This is a genomic window from Herbaspirillum rubrisubalbicans (assembly GCF_003719195.1).
Taxonomy (GTDB): Bacteria; Pseudomonadota; Gammaproteobacteria; order Burkholderiales; family Burkholderiaceae_D; genus Herbaspirillum; species Herbaspirillum rubrisubalbicans.
In genome coordinates this window covers 1,130,238-1,148,665 of record NZ_CP024996.1, presented here as the reverse complement: position 1 = coordinate 1,148,665, position 18,428 = coordinate 1,130,238, and the positions used below count along the sequence as shown (strand labels likewise).

At 62.2% G+C, this 18,428-nt stretch carries 15 protein-coding genes and 1 pseudogene; 7 read left to right on the top strand and 9 right to left on the bottom strand.

The annotated features are described in order from the left end of the window. Positions 1–11: 11 nt before the first annotated feature. On the bottom strand, positions 12–449 hold the full coding sequence (locus tag RC54_RS05170; RefSeq protein WP_061788923.1) for a MarR family winged helix-turn-helix transcriptional regulator: 438 nt from the start codon (positions 447–449) through the stop codon (positions 12–14). 173 nt (positions 450–622) lie between these two features. Here RC54_RS05170 and RC54_RS25955 point away from each other — a divergent pair. Further along, a pseudogene (locus RC54_RS25955) lies at positions 623–738 on the top strand (IS5/IS1182 family transposase); the annotation flags it as partial. Between the two features lie 39 nt (positions 739–777). On the opposite strand, the gene RC54_RS05165 reads toward RC54_RS25955, so the two are convergent. The 7 genes from RC54_RS05165 to RC54_RS05135 all read right to left on the bottom strand — a co-directional run bounded on the left by RC54_RS05165 (position 778) and on the right by RC54_RS05135 (position 7,683). After that, on the bottom strand, positions 778–1,107 hold the full coding sequence (locus tag RC54_RS05165) for a DUF1842 domain-containing protein (RefSeq protein ID WP_231738963.1): 330 nt from the start codon (positions 1,105–1,107) through the stop codon (positions 778–780). A 685-nt stretch (positions 1,108–1,792) separates the two neighbouring features. Further along, positions 1,793–2,557 carry a DUF2076 family protein gene (locus tag RC54_RS05160; RefSeq protein ID WP_061788921.1) on the bottom strand — a complete coding sequence of 255 codons (765 nt, stop codon included), beginning with the start codon at positions 2,555–2,557 and terminating at the stop codon, positions 1,793–1,795. Positions 2,558–2,742: 185 nt separating this feature from the next. Beyond that, positions 2,743–3,504, bottom strand: coding sequence for an acid phosphatase (locus RC54_RS05155; RefSeq protein WP_061788920.1), 762 nt, complete (start codon positions 3,502–3,504; stop codon positions 2,743–2,745). A gap of 109 nt (positions 3,505–3,613) precedes the next feature. Further along, entirely contained in the window at positions 3,614–4,312 is a 699-nt protein-coding gene (locus tag RC54_RS05150) for a TonB family protein (protein ID WP_061788919.1), read from the bottom strand. Further along, positions 4,309–4,704 (bottom strand): ExbD/TolR family protein, encoded by a 396-nt coding sequence (locus tag RC54_RS05145; protein WP_058894483.1) that lies wholly within the window; start codon positions 4,702–4,704, stop codon positions 4,309–4,311. The genes RC54_RS05150 and RC54_RS05145 overlap by 4 nt, the downstream gene beginning before the upstream one ends. Position 4,705: 1 nt before the next feature. Next, positions 4,706–5,401, bottom strand: a complete 696-nt coding sequence (locus RC54_RS05140) for a MotA/TolQ/ExbB proton channel family protein (RefSeq protein WP_061788918.1) — start codon at positions 5,399–5,401, stop codon at positions 4,706–4,708. Positions 5,402–5,499: 98 nt separating this feature from the next. Further along, positions 5,500–7,683 (bottom strand): TonB-dependent receptor, encoded by a 2,184-nt coding sequence (locus RC54_RS05135; RefSeq protein WP_061788917.1) that lies wholly within the window; start codon positions 7,681–7,683, stop codon positions 5,500–5,502. A gap of 335 nt (positions 7,684–8,018) precedes the next feature. On the opposite strand from RC54_RS05135, the gene RC54_RS05130 reads away from it, so the two are divergent. From RC54_RS05130 to RC54_RS05100, 6 genes are all read left to right on the top strand, one after another. After that, positions 8,019–8,675: a response regulator transcription factor gene (locus tag RC54_RS05130; protein ID WP_058894480.1), complete on the top strand. Its 657-nt coding sequence runs from the start codon at positions 8,019–8,021 to the stop codon at positions 8,673–8,675. Between the two features lie 8 nt (positions 8,676–8,683). After that, a complete protein-coding gene (locus RC54_RS05125) occupies positions 8,684–10,072 on the top strand; it encodes an ATP-binding protein (RefSeq protein WP_061788916.1) in 1,389 nt (462 codons plus the stop codon). A gap of 235 nt (positions 10,073–10,307) precedes the next feature. Then, positions 10,308–12,584, top strand: coding sequence for an NADP-dependent malic enzyme (locus tag RC54_RS05120; protein ID WP_058894478.1), 2,277 nt, complete (start codon positions 10,308–10,310; stop codon positions 12,582–12,584). Positions 12,585–13,164: 580 nt separating this feature from the next. Next, positions 13,165–14,712: a methyl-accepting chemotaxis protein gene (locus RC54_RS05115; protein WP_058894477.1), complete on the top strand. Its 1,548-nt coding sequence runs from the start codon at positions 13,165–13,167 to the stop codon at positions 14,710–14,712. A 367-nt stretch (positions 14,713–15,079) separates the two neighbouring features. After that, positions 15,080–15,976 carry a LysR family transcriptional regulator gene (locus RC54_RS05105; RefSeq protein ID WP_058894476.1) on the top strand — a complete coding sequence of 299 codons (897 nt, stop codon included), beginning with the start codon at positions 15,080–15,082 and terminating at the stop codon, positions 15,974–15,976. A 125-nt stretch (positions 15,977–16,101) separates the two neighbouring features. Further along, a complete protein-coding gene (locus RC54_RS05100; RefSeq protein ID WP_061788915.1) occupies positions 16,102–17,232 on the top strand; it encodes a DSD1 family PLP-dependent enzyme in 1,131 nt (376 codons plus the stop codon). On the opposite strand, the gene RC54_RS05095 is transcribed toward RC54_RS05100, so the two are convergent. Continuing rightward, positions 17,219–18,412 carry a M20 aminoacylase family protein gene (locus RC54_RS05095; RefSeq protein WP_058894474.1) on the bottom strand — a complete coding sequence of 398 codons (1,194 nt, stop codon included), beginning with the start codon at positions 18,410–18,412 and terminating at the stop codon, positions 17,219–17,221. The genes RC54_RS05100 and RC54_RS05095 overlap by 14 nt on opposite strands. Positions 18,413–18,428 lie beyond the last annotated feature (16 nt).

The window sequence follows — 18,428 nt, the reverse complement described above, 5'->3', positions numbered from 1 at the left end:
AAGCCACGGCCTCAGTCATCCTGCAGCCGGGCATAGGCATCTTCGATGAGGTCATTGAATTGGCGCGCGAGCTTGGGACCGAGCCGGCGGTCGATCTCATCTTGGGCGCGGCGCCAGCGCGGGCGGGCTTGCTCCAGCTTGGCGCGGCCCGACCTGCTCAGTTGCAGCGCGAAGGAACGCTTGTCCAGCAGTTCATCCTCGGGCAGATCCACGGTCTCGATCCAGCCTGCCGCCATCAAGGGCTTGAGCGCTCGACTGAGCGTGCTGCGATCCATGCCCATTTCCTGCGCCAGCGTGATGTTGGCAATGGGCCCCTTGCGCCCGATGCGGCTGATCAGGGAATACTGGGTGATGCTCAGTTCGCTGTCCTGCAGGTGATGGTCATAGATGATGGTGATCCGGCGCGTGAGGCGGCGCAGGGGGGCGCAGGTACAGGTTTCCTTGCTCATGGGCATTCCGCTCGGGTGAGGATGACAGTTTAACTATGCATATGCATCGATGTATGCGCATCATAGGAGGCGGAGAGTTTGAAGTCAAGCGGGAAAACGGAGTGATAAACGTGGCCCTACCTGGAATTATTCGACGCTGGTTTTAAGGGAGGGTTACCCCGGATGGTGGCTAGGGTGAAAGGGGGACGGCCCCGCATGGCGATGGTCAAGTGGCAGTGCTGCAAGTGCGTGCCGCCATCTTGAACCGCTCAGTATGCAGGGCCGTCCGCGCACGGTGGCTGTGGTGTAAATCCGTTTGGGGAAAGGGGAGCCTCGCCCTGTTCAGGATTTATGCAACAGCGCCATCCACCATCTTCACATCACACTTGTAGGTATGGGTGCCTACAGTGAATTGGCCTTGGCCAGTCCAGTCTGCGCCCAGGCCGAAGCTAGCGGAGAACGGAGCGAGGTAGGTGCCGATCGCCGGCGGGGCGACGGACACAGCAGCTTCGCCATGAACGGCGCCGACCCGTGTGATGTGGCCAAAGCCAGTGCTATGCATGGCGCCGGTCGCCGGAGCGGTAAAGGTCGGGGAGTGCTGCGTGCCTTCCAGGATGGAGCCATGTGCTTGGCCATGCAGAGCGCCGGTGGAGGCATTGACCGTTACGGCCAGCGTCATGGAGCCTGCGCCAGTCATGCCTTTTTCGGGAGTGAAACTCAGCTTAAGCAAATACAGACCTGTCTTTTCCATAAGAAAATCTCCATTGAATTCAACAGCGTTGATGTGACTTCAAATCGTCGTTCCAAGCCAAGCAGGCGCCGATCAGGTCTGCTTGGTCCAGCCGGAACAAACGATACGGACCCCTCGTGCTGCGAATCTGAATCACATCAGTCACTCGCAGAGTGGCGATGGATCAAATTTTCTCCCCGAGGGAGGAGAGGTGGTTCGCTCCCTCGCTTATCGTGATTTCTCGTGATAAACGAGAGGGCATTTCTTGAACCCCTACTTAAAATTTGCGACGGGTCGGTAGCTATTTGGGTCGAAATAGTTTGGAAAGCCCCCCAGGCATTCACTCAGATCATCTTCGTAATAATTTTTTTGCGTGACGAGGTCTGTATGAATGCTTTGAAAAGAATCCAGAATCACGCTACAGCATATTTTGTAATTATTGATTAAAAACTATGCGTAATAATGGATTACGTAGAAAGTAAAGTCAATCATCTTTTCCTCGGTAAGCCGTTCGTGAATCAACCAGGGTTCTGATGCGATTCAACGGCTCCTCAGCAATCCTGAGGACGTCTCTTGCAAAAACGGCGACCAAAAAAAAAGCCTGCTCGCGCAGGCTTGGCATGGGGATGATGGATCACACCAGCGAATCGTCGTAACCACCGCTATCGTCCAGGTCGAAATTGCTCAGATCAGCCAGGTCGCTGCTCGAACCGAAGTTGTCGCCGTTGTCGTAGGTGTTGCTGTTATCACTGAAACGATCATTGCCGGCCAGGTTGGACTTGTTGTCACCATCGCTGCCGTAGTAATTGTTGACGGTGGTGTTCTCGATGTTTTCCACCGGCGCGCTCAAGCCATTCTGATGCCCCAACCCGGAACCGCTCCCGCCATTGAACAGGTGTTCGATCCCCTGGAACAGGAAGGCGCCACCGGCCACCCCGGCTGCCGTGGCGGCTACGCTGCCCAGCACGCTACCCATGCCGCCACCGAAGAACCCAGAAGACGGTGCCGGCGCCGGGGCCGCAGCCACGGGGGCAGCAGGAGCATAGGCCGGGTTATAAGCCGGGTTGTAGGTCGGCGCCGCTGCAGCGGGTGCCACGGTAGGCCGGGCCGCTGCCGCAGGCGCATTGCCCCAGACATTGCCATCCAGAAATCCCGAAGACCGGCCAGCGCCAGCCTGCAGGCTCTGGACCTGGCTTTGCAACTGGGCCACCTGCGCCTGCGAAGTCTTGAGCGCCTGCTCCATCAGCAAGGCGCGCTGCACCAGCAGGTAGGCCGCATCAGGCTGCTGCGCCACGGCCGCGGCGATCATCGCCTCGGCCTGGGCATCCTTGGCGATGCCGCGGACCTGGGTCAGTTGATTGAGAAAATCCTGAAGGGCTTGTGTTTCTTGCGGACTCATGATGCTTGCTCCCAACGAGTGTAGACACAACGTGCACGATGACAGCAGGAAAGTTCCCTACTGCAGACAAGTCCATTATGCGCGCACTCCTTCATATGATTTGTGTCCAGGATGAGCATTTGGAAACAGCTTGTAACAAGCACCCGCCCCGGATGCGGCTTGCAGGCCGATCGGCCTTGACGGGCCTACTTGCCCACCATCGCCGGCAAGCCCAGGACTTCACGCAACTCGGCCCGGGCTGCCTCGAAGGCGCGGCGGAAGTCGTCCTGCTGCTGCAGACGCGCGGCAATGAGGGTCCCCGCGATGCGACCGGCTTCAACATCGGAGCGATAGTGGACGCCGGCCACCACGCGGTTGTTGGCGTATTCCAGGCCGCGCGCCATGATCTCGGCGCGTTTTTCCGGGACCATGTTGGCCAGCACGATGGCCGTCAAGGTGCCATTGGTGGCATGGCCCGAGGGATAGGAACCGGAATGCGAGAGCTTGGTGGCCGGCTTGACCAGGTCGCTGTAGTCATAGGGACGCGGACGTTTCCAGACATTCTTGTAGGGATCGACCACCGCCCCCTCGGTAGCCCCCACCCGTTGGAAGAAGGCATCGGTGAGCGGCAGCTTGTCCTTGACGAAGCGCTCCCCCATGACATCGCCGAAGCGCCACACGTTTTCCACGCTGTCGGCCTGGGCGCGGGCCACCATGGCCGGGGTGCGGGTCACCTGCAGGCTCAGTATCTCGGCCAGTTCGGCCTGCATCTGCGGCGAGTTGTTGGCCGGCGGCGGGGCCAGCAAGGTGAGCAGGTCCAGTTGTGCGGCGTCGATGAAGGGTTGCCCCTGGTGCGCCCAGGCCGGCAGGCTGGCCAGCAGCGAGAAGGCCAGCAAGGCGCGCGCCAGCAAGGCCACCAGGTGGCGCGAAGAAGAGGTGAGAGAGGAAGTGGGGAATACTCGGGACATAACGATTCTTTCTGCGTTCCAGGTTCTGTTCAAGTTGGTATTCAATGAAGTTTGCGTATTGTGAATGATCGGCGCGGTTCACGCGTGCAATGTTCCAGTGTTCATCGCCTCAGCCGTTGAACTCGACCCACACTTCATAGAGCAAGTCACGCCCTTGCAGTTCGCTATCCGGGTGCGGATAGCTGGCATTTTGCACCGATTGCAGGGCCGCCCGATCGATCATGCCGATACCGCTGCCCACCAGTACCCTGGCCTGGCTCGGCACACCGTCGCGCAGATGGAAGGCCACCCGCACCCGTCCGCCAAAGTGCAGCGAGGCTGCCGCGGGCGGATAGACCAGCGCCGCCTGCACCGCCGCCCGCACCTTGCCGGCATAGGCGATGTTGGGGTCCGGCTTGGCCACCGCAGGCGCGGCCGGCGCCGGTGGCGCGGAAGCGACCGGCGGCGGCACTGGCTGGCTGAAGGCGGTTGGCTGCGCCACCGTCGTCACTGGCCGGTCCTCCACCGGAGCCGCAGCGGGCGCCACTTTGGGCGCCGTCGGATGCGGGACCGGCTTGCTTACCGTCTTGGGTACGCTCTTGTGCTCGGGCGGCACCACCGGCTTGGGCGGGGCTGCCACGGGGGGAGGCGGCGGCTCGGCCAGCAGGGCCAGTGCGACCGGCTCCGACAGGCTGGAGCGGGCAGGCGGCGTCGCCACCCTGGCCAGCAGCAAGGCGGCTGCGCCCAGCAAGACCAGTTCGATCAGCAGCGCCACGCCCAGCGAGGGCAGGCTCACGCCGGTTCGCAGGCGCGCGGTGGCGACCGTCATGGCGTCACTTTCCGCGTTGCCAGGGACAGCTCGGTGACGCCGCCATTCTTGATCGCATCGATGACCGCCATCACCTGCTGCAGCGAGGTGGCCTGGTTGCCGGCGATGGTCACGGCGGTCTTGCTGTTGTCGGCCTGGCGCAGTTGCGCGGTCAATTGCTCTGGCGTCATGTGATGCTGCGCTACCGTCACCGAACCATCGCCCTCGATTTCCACCAGCAACTTGGGCGCAGGGATGGTCACCGCAGTGGAGCTGGTCGGCAATTTGGTCAAGTGACCGGAAGCGGGAATCATGCGCAAGGTCAGCATGGCAAAGAACACCAGCAGAAACAGCATGATGTCGATCATCGGGATGATCTCGATGCGGGCTTTCTTGGTTTCCAGGTAGCGCATGTCAGGCCCTCGCCGGTTGCGCCCATACCCTGACGGCGGCAGGGGGGCTGCCTGCGGTGCTGGCCTGGGCCTGGTCGTGACGCTGTTCGTGGCGCTGTTCGTGACGATTGACCAGCATGATCTTGATGGTCTCCAGTTGATGCAGCACGATGCGCACGCGGGTATGCAAGGCATTGAAGAAAGCCAGCCCGATCATGGCGATGAACAGGCCCGAAGCCGTCGCCACCAGCGCTTCGGCGATGCCACCGGTGACCTGGGAGGCGCCATTTTGCACATCGCCCAGCACATGGAAGGCATTGAACATGCCGATGATGGTGCCAAACAGACCCAGCAGCGGGGCTAGCGTGACCACGGTATCGAGCAGCCACAGCGAGCGGTCCAGGCCCGGCACCTCGTGCATGATGGCTTCTTCCAGGTGGCCATCCAGGGTGGCGCGATCGACCTGTGCCGGTTCGCGCTGCAAGACCTCGAACAGTCGTGCATGAGGCAACGTGGCCTGGCGGGCGCTCAATGCGATATCGCCCTGCTGCGGACTCAAGCGGATGGCCTCGATGAGTTCATTGCCGCCGCGTTGCATGTTGGCCAGATAGCGGGTGCGTTCGACGATGACCGTCAGGGCCACCAGCAACAGCAACAGCATCAGGTAAAGGGTTCCGCCCGAGCCATTGGCCAGGCTCAAGAGATGCGAAATGTCCATCGGTTTGCTCCAGAGACAGAATCAAAGAAAATCAAAAAACCAAAGCACTGCGCTAGCGAACCAGGAAGGCGCCCGCTCGCGCAGAACCCGGGCCCGGATCAGAAATCCAGGTTCAGCGACACCGACAGTGCGCGCGCTGGCAAGAGCGTGAGCACGTCGCCCGGTGCCGGGGCCGAGGTGGTGGTCGAGGCCGGGTTGATGCCCACCACGTTATGCTTGTCGAACAGGTTGTTGACGCCGAACTGCAGCTTGGCCTGCTTGATCATGGCCCCCGGGTTCTTGATGGTGTAGTTGGCGAACAGGTTGGAGAGCATGAACGGCGAGATCCGCACCGCCTCATGGACATTGCCATTGTCCCCATAGGTGCTGCCCACGCGCTTGTTGAGCCAGCTGATGCCCCACGGCCCCTGGCCATAGTTCAGACCCACCGCTTCGGTGTCGCCAGGGGCGCCTGCCACCCACTTGCCGCTCTGGTACTTGGCGCTGCCATAGGTGGCATTGAGGTAGAGGCTAAAGCCGGAACCCAGCAGCAGCGTCGATTCAGCCTCGATCCCCTGGGTGGTCGAGCTGCCATTGGCGAAGTAGCTGGTGAAGCCATTGTTGTCGGTGAACGAGGAATAGGCATTGTCGAACTTGATGCGATAGGCATCCACGTCCACGGTGAGATGCTCATCCTTCCACACCGAACCGGTCTGCCAGGTCTTGCTCTTGATCGACGCCGGCAGCGCACTGACGCTGGCGTTCTTGGTATCGAACACGCTGGTGGGTGGAATTTCATCGCCGGCGGCGAACTGGGCATAGACCGACCAGTTCGGTCGCAGCATGTAATGCGCATCCAGCGACGGCAGGTAAGTGTTATAGGTCGCGGCATTCTTGACGAAGGGACGGCCGCCCAGATTGCCCACAGTCTTGCCGTTGTCGGCGAACTGAGTCAGGTCCTGGCGATAGCTCGAATACTTGATCCCAGGGGTGACCTTCAGCTCCGGCGTGACCTTGAATTCGTATTCGACGAAGGGTTGGAGGATGGTGCTGGTATAGCTCTCGCGGAAATTGGGCAGGGCCGTATCGATCCAGGTCAGCGGGCTGGACGGATACTGGTGGCGATCACTGTTGGAGACTTCCAGCCACAGGCCGCTACGCAGGGTACCCAGGCTGGACTCGTGGTTCAGGCGCAGCAGGTTGCCATAGGCGCGATAGGCATTGAGCTTGTCGGTGGCGCTGGTGGCGCTGATGGTGGAACCGTTGTAGTTCTGCTGGTTGTGGTAGGCATAGGTATAGACCTTGTCATCCAGCTTCCAGCCGCCGCCCAGATTGGAGCTCAAGCCCAGGTAATCGAAATCGGAAGTGACGTGATAGAAGTTGTAGCCGAAGTAGTTGGGATCCTTGGGGTTGCCGCTCAAGAGGTAGTCATCACCGAACTGGGCGATCTGCGCGCGGGTGGCGCCCTTGGTATTGGGGGTATTGGTCTTGAGGTCGATGTAGGACGCGAACAGGGTCAGCGCGGTATTGTCGCTGATGGCGAACTGGTACTTCAGCGATATCGCATCGCGTGCCTGCTTGTTGTAGCTCTGATAGCCATCCGACTTCATTTCATGAGCATTGATAAGCAGGTTGTGCGCGCCATCGATACCGAACTGTCCGGTTTCGAATTCAGCGCCATAGATGCGGGTATTGAAGGAGCCATAGGAGCCGAACACGCTACTGCGCTGCTCCGGCTGCATCACACGCGAGAGCAGGTTGACCGAGCCACCGAAGTTGGCCTGCCCCACGGTGGCCGCCGAGCCCGGGCTGCGGTCGACCACGGTACCGCCCAGGAACTGACTGGGGAAGAAGGCCCAGGAGTGATGGCTGGAACTGTTGGTGTCCGAGAAGGGGATGCCATCGAAGGTCATCGTGTAGTCACCGTCCGAAAAACCGCGGAATGAGGTCTTGGTATCGCCCAGGCCCACGCCATTGGGACTGACGCTATACATGCCCGGCGTCATCAGCAGCACCTGGCTGTAGTCGGCCACCGGCGAGACGTAGTTGCGGATGAATTCATCGCTCACTTCCGATTGCGCCGAGCGGGCTTCCAGCGAACCTTCGGCCGGGGCTTTCTTGTAGACCGCTTCGGCTGCGCGCAGACGCTGGCCGCTGTCGGCCTGGTCAGCAGTGCCAGTGGCGCTGACGGCGCCCAGGTCGGTGGCCTGCTGGGCATGCACCACCAGCGGCGCGGCCAGGAACATGATGGTCAGCGCGTGCATGACCTGCTGCACGCTTGGCTTCAAGCAAAGATGCTTCATGGAAATCATTCCTTAGGACAGAGTGGGGTAGCGAAATGGGGACGGTCGGCAAGCGAGAAGCGAAAAACAAGAAACGCCGCCATGCAGGAAGGCCGCCGTGCAAAGTGGGCCGAAGAATAAGCGCTGAACATTAAGCGAAAATGAGCCCGCCACAGCGCCGTTGTTTTTATTGTCAGAAGCACCAAGTTCATGCGCCTGTCATATTCGCTTGATAGCCTGCTCGGCCTGTCTTGATCGGGTTGACGGTCGTCCTGCACGCACCTGCGCACCACCCTGCCGCCCCGGATCATCGTTGCCGTCTGCCATTGGCACGGCGCTCTGCGCACTCCTGGATCATGCGATTACTTCTCGTGGAAGACGACTTCATGCTGGGCGACAGCGTCCGCAAGGGCTTTTATCCCCTGGGCTTCGTGGTGGACTGGATGCGCGACGGCATCAGCGCACAGGCCGCGCTGGAAGTGGAGTCCTATGCCGCCGTGGTGCTCGACCTGGGCCTGCCCGGACGCAATGGCCTGGAGGTACTCAAGAAGCTGCGCCAGGATCGGGACAACACACCCGTCATCATCGCCTCGGCGTGCGATGCCGTGCAGCAGCGCATCGCAGGACTCAATGCCGGCGCCGACGACTACGTCAACAAACCCTTCGACCTGGAAGAACTGGCTGCCCGCATCCGCGCCCTGCTGCGACGCGTCCAGGGACGACAGTCCTCGACCATGGTGCATGGCGAGGTCGAGTTCGATCCGGCCACCCAGGTGGTGCGGCATCGCGGCCGGCGCGTAGCCTTGAGCGCACGTGAAATGCTGGTGCTGTCAGCCCTGATCGAAAAACCCGAGGCCGTGCTCTCGCGCGCGCAGCTGGTCGAACGCATCTATGGCTGGAACGAGGAAGTCGACAGCAACACCATCGAAGTCCACATCCACGCCCTGCGCAAGAAGATCGCTCCCGATGTCGTGCGCAACATCCGCGGCCTGGGCTATACCATGGCCCATTGAGAAACAGCGTGTCGATCCGCAACCGTTTGCTGTGCTGGCTACTCTCGGGGCTGGCGGTATTGAGCCTGCTCTACATGCTGGCCGACTACCAGACCGACCATGCGCTCTTGACCGACATCTATGACGACCAGATGATTCAGGTCGCCCTCAGCGTGCCGGACGAACTGATCCAGGCCCCACAACGGGCCGATGCCGAACTGCCAGGCTATGAAAGCGACGACTGCATCCTGCAGATCTGGGCCCACAATGGCGACCTGCTCTACCGCACCAACCGCGACATCGTGCTGCCGCCCTTCAGCCAGGCCGGTTTCAGCACCGTGCACTGGCACGGCGCGCCCTGGCGCATCTATGTGCGCAAGACCGGCCAGCACCTGGTACAGGTGGCGCAATCACTGGATGGCCGGCGCGAGATTGCCATCACCCATGCCCTGCATTCGTTGCCGCCCTTGCTGCTGTTCCTGTTGCTGATGGCCTTGTTCATCCGCAGGACCGTCGATCGCAGCCTGCACTCCCTACATCTGTTGTCGCATCAAGTGGCCGCGCGCAGCCCGGACAGCCTGGAGCAGATCGGCGAACACGGCCATTGCAGCGATGTCCGACCCTTGGCCAAAGCGCTCAATAGCTTGCTGGAACGCCTGGGCATTGCGCTCAAAAGCCATCGCCATTTCATCGCCGACGCTTCCCATGAATTGCGCACACCCCTGGCGGCCTTGCAGATCCAGGCACTGGTAGTGGAACAATCTTTGGGCAGCGGCCAGGAACAGGCCGCCCTCAACGACCTCAAGCGCGGCATCCAGCGCACCAGCCACCTGGTGAACCAGCTGCTGACCGTGTCGCGCCTGGAAAATGGCGCGCTGGAAGAACATCACGCAGAAATCGACCTGCACGCCCTGGTACGCCAGGCCGTGATCGACCTGCTGCCGCTGGCGCGCAGCCACGCCATCAATCTTGGCGCAGAGCAACTCGATAGCACCACCGTCGTCGCGGCGCCCGACCAGTTGGGCATCCTGGTGCGCAACCTGATCGACAATGCAGTGCGCTATACCCCGACCGGCGGCCAGGTCGATGTCTCGCTGCACGTGGTGGAGGGCCGGGCGCTCTTGGAAGTGGAAGATAGTGGGCCCGGCATTCCCGTGGAGGAACGCCAGCGGGTGTTCGAGCGCTTCTACCGGCGCCAGGTGCAGCAAAGCGAAGGCAGCGGCCTGGGCCTGGCCATCGTGCGCGAAATCGCGCGCCAGCACGGCCTGCGGCTGGGACTGGACGACAGCCCCAGGCTGGGCGGATTGCGCGTGAGCGTGGCCTTCGAGATCAGCACCCGCCCTGCCCCCCGGTCGCTGGCCGAGACCGCCAGCACAAGCATCTGTACCCCGGAAAAAACCCGAATGGCCAAAATTTAGGTATCATCCCCCTCCCATCCCTCGCTCTGGCCGCCACAAGCCCCGGAGCAGATGGAGGCCAGCGAGGGGAAGCCGGCACCGGTTTCTCCCGCCCAATACGGATGGCGAAGAGTCAAGGCAGCTCGCCGACCCATCCGCCGCATTCAGACCAGGAAACCAGCACAGCGAAGCGAGCCTGCCTGTCGTTGCACCAGGCGCCCTTCTGTCGATCCCGTTTTTATCCCTCATCAAGATCATGACCCAACATATTTCCGCCGCCGAGCAACTCCTGCGTGACGCCGCCCGCGAATACCACCGCACCCCGACCCGCGGCAAGATCGAAGTCCGTGCCACCAAGCCGCTGTCGAACCAGCGTGACCTGTCGCTGGCCTACTCGCCGGGCGTGGCCTATCCCTGTCTGGACATCGAAGCCGATCCGCTCAAGGCCTTCGACTACACCTCGCGCGGCAACCTGGTGGCCGTCATCAGCAACGGCACCGCCGTGCTGGGCCTGGGCAACATCGGTCCGCTGGCTTCCAAGCCGGTGATGGAAGGCAAGGGTTGCCTGTTCAAGAAGTTTGCCGGCGTGGACGTGTTCGACATCGAACTGGCCGAGAACGACCCGGACAAGCTGGTGGAAATCATCGCCGCGCTGGAACCGACCCTGGGCGGCATCAACCTGGAAGACATCAAGGCCCCGGAATGCTTCTACATCGAACAGAAGCTCTCGGCCCGCATGAACATTCCGGTCTTCCACGATGACCAGCACGGCACCGCCATCATCTCTTCGGCGGCCCTGTTGAACGGCCTGGAACTGGTCGGCAAGGACATCGGCGCAGTCAAGATCGCCGTCTCCGGCGCGGGTGCCGCCGCCATCGCTTGCGTGGAAGTGATGATCGGACTGGGTGTGAAGCGCGAGAACGTCTACATGGTCGACAGCAAGGGCGTCATCTATGAAGGCCGCCCCGGTGGCCTGGACGCCTCCAAGCAACGCTACGCCATCAAGACCGAAGCCCGCACCCTGGCCGACGTGGTCAATGGTGCCGATGTCTTCCTGGGCTGCTCCGCCCCGGGCGTGCTGACCGCCGAGATGGTCAAGACCATGGCCGACAAGCCCATCATCCTGGCGCTGGCCAACCCGGAACCGGAAATCCGCCCTGAGCTGGCCAAGTCGGTGCGTCCAGACTGCATCATCGCCACCGGCCGTTCGGACTATCCGAACCAGGTCAACAACGTGCTGTGCTTCCCCTACATCTTCCGTGGCGCGCTGGACTGCGGCGCCACCAAGATCACCGAAGCCATGAAGCTGGCCTGCGTGCGCGAGATCGCCGACCTGGCCAAGGCCGAGACCAGCGCCGAAGTCAGCGCCGCCTATCCCGGCAAGGAACTGGTGTTCGGTGCCGACTACCTGATCCCGACCCCGTTCGATTCGCGCCTGATCTTGAAGATCGCCCCGGCCGTGGCCAAGGCCGCTGCCGAGTCCGGCGTGGCAACCCGCCCCATCACCGACTACGATGCCTACCGCGCCGAGCTGACCCGCTTCATCTACCAGACCGGCATGTTCATGCAGCCCGTCTTCAACACCGCCAAGCGCGCAGCGCAGCGCGTGGTCTATGCCGACGGCGAAGATGAGCGCGTACTGCGCGCGGTGCAGTTCGTGGCCGACGAAGGCTTGGCCGCACCGATCCTGGTGGGTCGCGCCGCAGCCATCGAAGCCGGCATCAAGAAGGCCGGCCTGCGCCTGAAGATCGGCCAGAATCTGCAAGTGATCGACCCAGCCTCGGATGACCGCGTAGCCCAGTATGCCGCCCAATACCAGGGTGGTAGCGAAGCTGACGTGCGCGCCAGCAGCAGCCTGCTGGCGGCATTGATGGTCAAGGCCGGCCACGCCGACGCCATGCTGTGCGGCCTGGATGGCAACTACGATGGCCACCTGGCGCATGTGGAAAAGGTGATCGGCTTAAAGGACGGCGCGCAGGAATTCGCGGCACTGAACGCCGTGCTGCTGCCCGAGCAGACCCTCTTCATCACCGACACCTACGTCAACGACACGCCGGATGCCGAGCAACTGGCCCGCATCGCCAAGGCCGCGGCCGAAGAAGTGGCGCGTTTTGGCGTGCCACCCAAGGTCGCCTTCCTGTCGCACTCCAACCATGGCAGTTCCTCGCGCCCCTCGGCGCGCAAGATGGCTGCGGCCCATGAAGCCTTCAAGAAGCTGGCCCCGGAAGTCGAATCCGCCGGTGAGCTGCACGGCGACGCCGCCCTGTCGGAAAAGATCCGCCACAATGCCGGCCTGACCGATAGCGGCCTGACGGGTGCCGCCAACGTGCTGGTCTGCCCCAACCTGGATGCCGCCAACATCCTCTTCAACGTCTTGAAGACCAGCAGCGGCCAGGGCACCACCATCGGGCCCATCCTGCTGGGTGCGGCGGCGCCGGTGCACGTACTGACCCCGTCGAGCACGGTACGCCGCGTCATCAACATGACCGCGCTGGCAGCGGCCAAGGCACAGGACGGCAAGTCCAAGGCCTGAGCCCGGTTGGCCCCATGAGCAACGCCCCGCTGTCGTGAGATGGCGGGGCGTTGTCACATCCGGGGGGCATCGGCGCCCAAGTGCAATACGAAACGACACAGCCCCTTGAGCCATGCATGAGCGCCATGTTTCGCCGGATAGGGCAAAAAAGGCTAGCAAGTGAATTTGATGCACATCTTATTACCGTAGCGGGCCGTCCTAAAGTAGTCATATGAATAATCTTGTATGACATCACGACCACGATCGATATCAATTAGCGCATTGCCTGCATGATTAATTTCATTGGCCGGAAGTCTTGCCGGTCATTAAGATCAAGTCCGATCCAGCCATGCGACCATCGAACAAGCAAGCGCCGGCGGCAAAGGGATGCCGTTGACAACAAGAGAGACAGGATGGGCAGGAAGCCTAGGCTTCGTGACGGCATGACAGCATGACTTCACCAGCACTTCATTGCTCCCGCGACCACGCTCCCTCGGTCGGTCGCAGCTCTTGATGCCCGCACGCCAAACGGGCAGCCTCGCTTGGACCGCATCGACCGGATCCGACACTGAAAACGATATAAATCGAATGCGAGGAAGACATGATCTGGTTCTACAACCTCAACATCGCCAAGAAACTGGCCCTGTCCTTTGCCGTGGTGATCGCGCTGACCCTGTTGCAGGGCCTGTTCGCCATCAAGGAACTCAAGCAGGTCAACAAGGCGTCCGGCGAAATCGTCAGCAAGTGGATGCCCACCATGGATGCCGCGCGCGAACTGCAGGGCTCGCTGCCGCCGCTACGCTTGAACGAACTGGAACTGGTCACCGCCGTCACGCCCCAGGAACGCAGCGCCGCCAACCAGGCCATCAAGGCCAGGCTCGATGCGCTGGCCAAACAGCGTACCGTGTTCGAACAGCGCATGTCGGAACCGGAAGAAAAAGAGCAATACGCCCAGTTCGGCAAGAACCTGGCGGCCTACATCAAGGTCGATGAGCAACTGGCCGAAATGGCGGCCAACCAGCAATACGATGAGACGCGTGCGCTCTTCAAGGGTGAGTCGGCCAAGCTCTATGCCGCCATGGTGGCCAATCTGAACGCCATCGTAAAGATCAACACCAGCGGCAGTGCCCAGGCCGATGCAGAAGCCTCGGGCGTGTTCCGCGGCGCACAGCGCTGGATCGTCGGCCTGCTGGCGGCCACGGTCGCCATCGGTTCGCTGCTGGCTTTCGTGGTGGCAGCCAATGTCTCGCGCCCGCTCAAGGAGGCGGTAGAGATCGCCCAGCGCGTGGCCCGGGGCGACCTCACCCTGCGCATCCGCCCGGCCGGCCGTGACGAAACCGGACGCCTCATGGAAGCCCTGCGCGCCATGAACGACAGCCTGCGCGACATCGTCAGCGAAGTGCGCCAGGGGACCGACACCATCGCCACCGCCTCCAACGAAATCGCCCGCGGCAACCTGGACCTGTCCAACCGCACGGAACAGCAGGCCGGTTCGCTGGAAGAAACCGCCTCGGCCATGGAACAGTTGACCTCCACCGTCACCCAGAACGCCGACAACGCGCGCCAGGCCAACCAGCTGGCGGCCACCGCCTCGGACATCGCCAGCCACGGCGGCGACGTGGTGGGACAGGTGGTGCAGACCATGGAAGGCATCACCGAAAGTTCGCGCCGCATTGCCGACATCATCAGCGTGATCGATGGCATCGCCTTCCAGACCAATATCCTGGCCTTGAACGCTGCGGTGGAAGCGGCCCGTGCCGGTGAACAGGGACGCGGCTTTGCCGTGGTGGCCTCCGAAGTGCGCTCGCTGGCGCAGCGCTCGGCGGGTGCAGCCAAGGAGATCAAGGAATTGATCGACGATTCGGTACAGAAGGTCAGCGCCGGCAGCGAACTGGTGGAACGGGCCGGTAGCACCATGACCGAAGTGGTGGCCAGCGTGCGCCGCGTGACCGATGTGGTGGCCGAGATCAGCGCCGCCACCCAGGAGCAGAGTGGCGGCATCAACGAAGTCAACCTGGCCATCACCCAGATGGATGAAACCACGCAGCAGAATGCGGCATTGGTGGAACAAGCCGCTGCCGCAGCCGATTCGCTCAAGGGACAGGCGGGCAACCTGGCGGCGGTGGTGGGAAAGTTCAAGCTGGAGTGAAGATCCAAGGCCATCATCACGTCATCTGCGGCTTGATGATGGCCTCCTGGCTCACTCTGGAGAGTGAGCATCCTGTACCGGGAAGCGGGAGCCAATCCCGCGTGCATCCTGACTGTCACCGTTGAGAACGAACGGAATTTGACTCGCACCGATCCCAAGGTCATTCAACTCGCGTGGCCCCATGCCATGCATTTCCCCCGCTGCGCCTTGCGCTGAACTTCCATGATCCCCGGTCACACGCGCGAGGATATGCCTGAACCTGTCCCACATGATGTTCTCCCTGGCTCCACTCGAATGGGAGCCATCATCGGGTATTCCTGCTTATTGGTAAAATTGAGTTTCATGAACCCAACTATCAGGAAAGCTGATGAGAGAACTGAGCCTGGACCAGTTGCGCACACTGGTGAGCATCGTCGACCTGGGAACATTTTCTGCCGCAGCCAACGCGCTGCATCTGGCGCAGCCGACAATCAGCCTGCATGTGAGCGAGCTGGAAGCACGCATCGGCGCGCCCTTGCTCATGCGCGGCAGTCGCCGGGCCCAGCCGACGGCACTGGGGACGATACTGATAGAACGCGCCAGACGCCTGTTGCGCGACGTCGATGATCTGCTCGACGTCGCCCAGAAACATGTGGAAGGCAAGGTCGGTCGCGTGCGACTGGGCACCTCCACCGGCGTGGTGGTTCACCTGCTGCCCCGCGTGTTGAAGAAGCTGGAGAGCGCGTTTCCGGGAATCGACGTCGAAGTCAACATCCTGGGCTCGGTAGAAACCATGGACCGGCTGCAACAAGGCACGCTCGACATCGGCCTGGTCTCCACCCCCATCCAGAAGACCAAGGAAATACGGATTAGCCACTGGCGTAGCGACAAGATGATGGCTTATCTTCCGGCCTCCTGGGATTGCCCTGCCACGATAAGACCGGCCTGGCTGGCGGACAAGCCGATGATCTTCAACGATGCGACCACCCAGATGTACCGCCTCACGATGGAATGGTTTGCCGCCGCCGGAGAAAATCCCCGCGCCCGGATCGAATTGAACTACACGGAAGCCATGAAAAGCCTGGTATCGGCCGGCTATGGAGCAGCCGTACTGCCGCTGGAACAACCGTTGGCGGCCGAGCTGGGCCGGCACAAGGACATCAGGATCGTGCCGCTCTCGCCCGTCCTGCGGCGCCACGTAGGCGTCGCGCATCGTGCCCTGGCCACCTTGGATCAAGCCACGGCCAACGTTTTGGAGACGATTCGGCAGTTTGATCAAACCTAAACCTGTGCAGGCGACAGCGACACCTTAAACCACGCTTAATGCTGGATTTATCCGGCATTAAGCACAGCTTGAGGCCAATCTCCTATAGTCAGTGCTCCGTACAGCGCAATCTTCAGGAGTTCAGCATGAATCTGGCATCCCTGCCTACCCCCGCCGCCTTGATCGACATCACCCGCATGGAGCACAACATCGCTCGTATGCAGCAGCGCATGGATGCGCTGGGCGTGCGCTTCCGTCCACACGTCAAGACCACCAAGTGCCGTGAAGTGGTGCAGGCTCAATTGCAGGCCGGTGCGCGCGGCATCACCGTCTCCACCTTGAAGGAGGCCGAACAGTTCTTCGCCGAAGGCATCACCGATATCGTCTATGCAGTGGGCATGGCGCCCACCAAGCTGGGTCAGGCGCTGGCCCTGCGCCGCCAGGGTTGCGCGCTGAAGATCGTGGCCGATAGCGTGGCCTGCGCCGAGGCCATCGTGCGCTTCGGGCAGGAGCACGATGAATGCTTCGAAGTCTGGATCGAGATCGATGTCGATGGCCACCGCTCCGGCATCGCCCCCGAGGACGCCACCCTGCTTTCCGTCGGCAGCATCCTGCACGAAGGCGGCATGAAGCTGGGCGGCGTGATCGCCCATGCCGGCTCCAGCTATGACTACGACAACGACGCCGACCTGGTGCGCGTGGCCGAACAGGAACGCGCCGGCTGCGTCCACGCAGCCGAACGGTTGCGGGCCGCCGGGCTGCCCTGCGAGGTGGTCAGCATCGGCTCCACGCCCACCGCGCTGCGCGCCCAGCATTTGCAAGGCATCACCGAAGTGCGCGCCGGGGTCTATGCCATGTTCGACCTGGTGATGCACAACGTGGGCGTCAACACCCTGGACGACATCGCCCTGAGCGTGCTGACCACGGTGATCGGCCATCAACAGGAAAAAGGCTGGGCCATTGTCGATGCCGGATGGATGGCCATGAGCCGCGACCGCGGCACCCAGGGCCGCAAGCATGACTTCGGCTACGGTCAGGTCTGCACCGAGGATGGCCGGGTGCTGGAAGGCTATCTGATGAGCGGCGCCAACCAGGAACACGGCATCCTGTCACGCCAAGGTGAGGCCGACCGCGACATCGCCGCGCGCCTGCCCATCGGCACGCGCCTGCGCATCCTGCCCAACCACGCCTGCGCCACCGGGGCGCAGTACCCGGAGTATCACGCCATCGCCAGCGATGGCAGCATCGCTACCTGGCCGCGTTTCAACGGCTGGTGAGATCGCTGCTGAAATACGACTGCGCCAGCGCCACCCAGTAACGCACGCCTTCTTCGATGATGTCATCGTTGAAGTCATAGTGCGGGTGGTGCAGCGAGTGCGAGGGGCGATCGGCTGGGGCATTGCCGATCAAGACATAGGTGCCGGGCCGCTCCTCGAGCATGAAGCCGAAATCTTCCGAAGTCATATTGGCCGGGATGCCGGTACGAATGCGCGCATCGCCAAAGGTCTGGCGGATGACACGCTCACAGAAGTCGGTTTCGGCAGGCGTATTGATGGTGGCCGGGTAGTACTGGAAGAACTCCACCTCGACCTGGGCGCCATAGGCCTCGGCCAGTGCCTGGCACATGCGGCGGATATCTTCCTGCAGCTTCTGTTGCAGCGTGGAGGAGAGCGTGCGGATGGTGCCGCGCAACTCGGCCCGGTCGGGAATGACGTTGTCGGTATCGCCGGCATGGAACATGCACACCGAAATCACCGCCGGATCCACTGGATCCTTGTGGCGCGCGGCGATGGTCTGGCACTGCAAGACCATGGAGCAGGCCAGCGGGATCGGGTCCAGTCCCAGGTGCGGCTGGGCCGCGTGCGCACCCTTGCCGGTGATGGTGATCTTCAGGCGCGAACCGGCCGCCATGATGGGGCCGGTGCGCAAGCCGAACTGCCCGGCCGGCAGACCCGGCCAGTTGTGCATCCCGAAGACGGCCTCGGTGGGGAATTGCGTGAAGAGGCCATCGTCGATCATCTTGCGCGCCCCTGCCCCGCCCTCTTCCCCCGGCTGGAACACAAAGTGCACGCTGCCCGGCAGTTGCGGCATCTGCTTCAACACCCGCGCCGCGCCCAGCAGCATGACGGTATGGCCGTCATGGCCGCAGGCGTGCATGATGCCGTGGCTACACGAAGCATGAGCGAACTCATTGGCTTCATGGATGGGCAAGGCATCCAGGTCGGCGCGCAGGACGATGCCGCGCTGCGGATCGGCGCCCGGCAGGCTGGCCACCACGCCAGTGCCACCCAGGCCGCGCGTGACCGCATAGCCCAGCGCCTGCAATTCCTTGACCACCACCTCGGCGGTGCGGTGTTCCTCAAAGCGCAGTTCGGGATGCGCATGAAGGTCACGGCGCAGGCTGGCCCAGTGGGCGCGGTGGCTACCCACACTAGCCGCGTCGTGTTGAATCTCCATCTGTTCTGGTGTCATG

Excerpts from the sequence above, each read along its gene's own strand:
- RC54_RS05160 (WP_061788921.1), bottom strand. The coding sequence starts at position 2,557 with ATGAGTCCGCAAGAAACACAAGCCCTTCAGGATTTTCTCAATCAACTG.
- RC54_RS05135 (WP_061788917.1), bottom strand. The coding sequence starts at position 7,683 with ATGAAGCATCTTTGCTTGAAGCCAAGCGTGCAGCAGGTCATGCACGCG.
- RC54_RS05120 (WP_058894478.1), top strand. The coding sequence starts at position 10,308 with ATGACCCAACATATTTCCGCCGCCGAGCAACTCCTGCGTGACGCCGCC.
- RC54_RS05170 (WP_061788923.1), bottom strand. The coding sequence starts at position 449 with ATGAGCAAGGAAACCTGTACCTGCGCCCCCCTGCGCCGCCTCACGCGC.
- RC54_RS05145 (WP_058894483.1), bottom strand. The coding sequence starts at position 4,704 with ATGCGCTACCTGGAAACCAAGAAAGCCCGCATCGAGATCATCCCGATG.
- RC54_RS05100 (WP_061788915.1), top strand. The coding sequence starts at position 16,102 with ATGAATCTGGCATCCCTGCCTACCCCCGCCGCCTTGATCGACATCACC.
- RC54_RS05095 (WP_058894474.1), bottom strand. The coding sequence starts at position 18,412 with ATGGAGATTCAACACGACGCGGCTAGTGTGGGTAGCCACCGCGCCCAC.
- RC54_RS05130 (WP_058894480.1), top strand. The coding sequence starts at position 8,019 with ATGCGATTACTTCTCGTGGAAGACGACTTCATGCTGGGCGACAGCGTC.
- RC54_RS05140 (WP_061788918.1), bottom strand. The coding sequence starts at position 5,401 with ATGGACATTTCGCATCTCTTGAGCCTGGCCAATGGCTCGGGCGGAACC.
- RC54_RS05165 (WP_231738963.1), bottom strand. The coding sequence starts at position 1,107 with ATGACGCTGGCCGTAACGGTCAATGCCTCCACCGGCGCTCTGCATGGC.
- RC54_RS05115 (WP_058894477.1), top strand. The coding sequence starts at position 13,165 with ATGATCTGGTTCTACAACCTCAACATCGCCAAGAAACTGGCCCTGTCC.
- RC54_RS05150 (WP_061788919.1), bottom strand. The coding sequence starts at position 4,312 with ATGACGGTCGCCACCGCGCGCCTGCGAACCGGCGTGAGCCTGCCCTCG.
- RC54_RS05155 (WP_061788920.1), bottom strand. The coding sequence starts at position 3,504 with ATGTCCCGAGTATTCCCCACTTCCTCTCTCACCTCTTCTTCGCGCCAC.
- RC54_RS05105 (WP_058894476.1), top strand. The coding sequence starts at position 15,080 with ATGAGAGAACTGAGCCTGGACCAGTTGCGCACACTGGTGAGCATCGTC.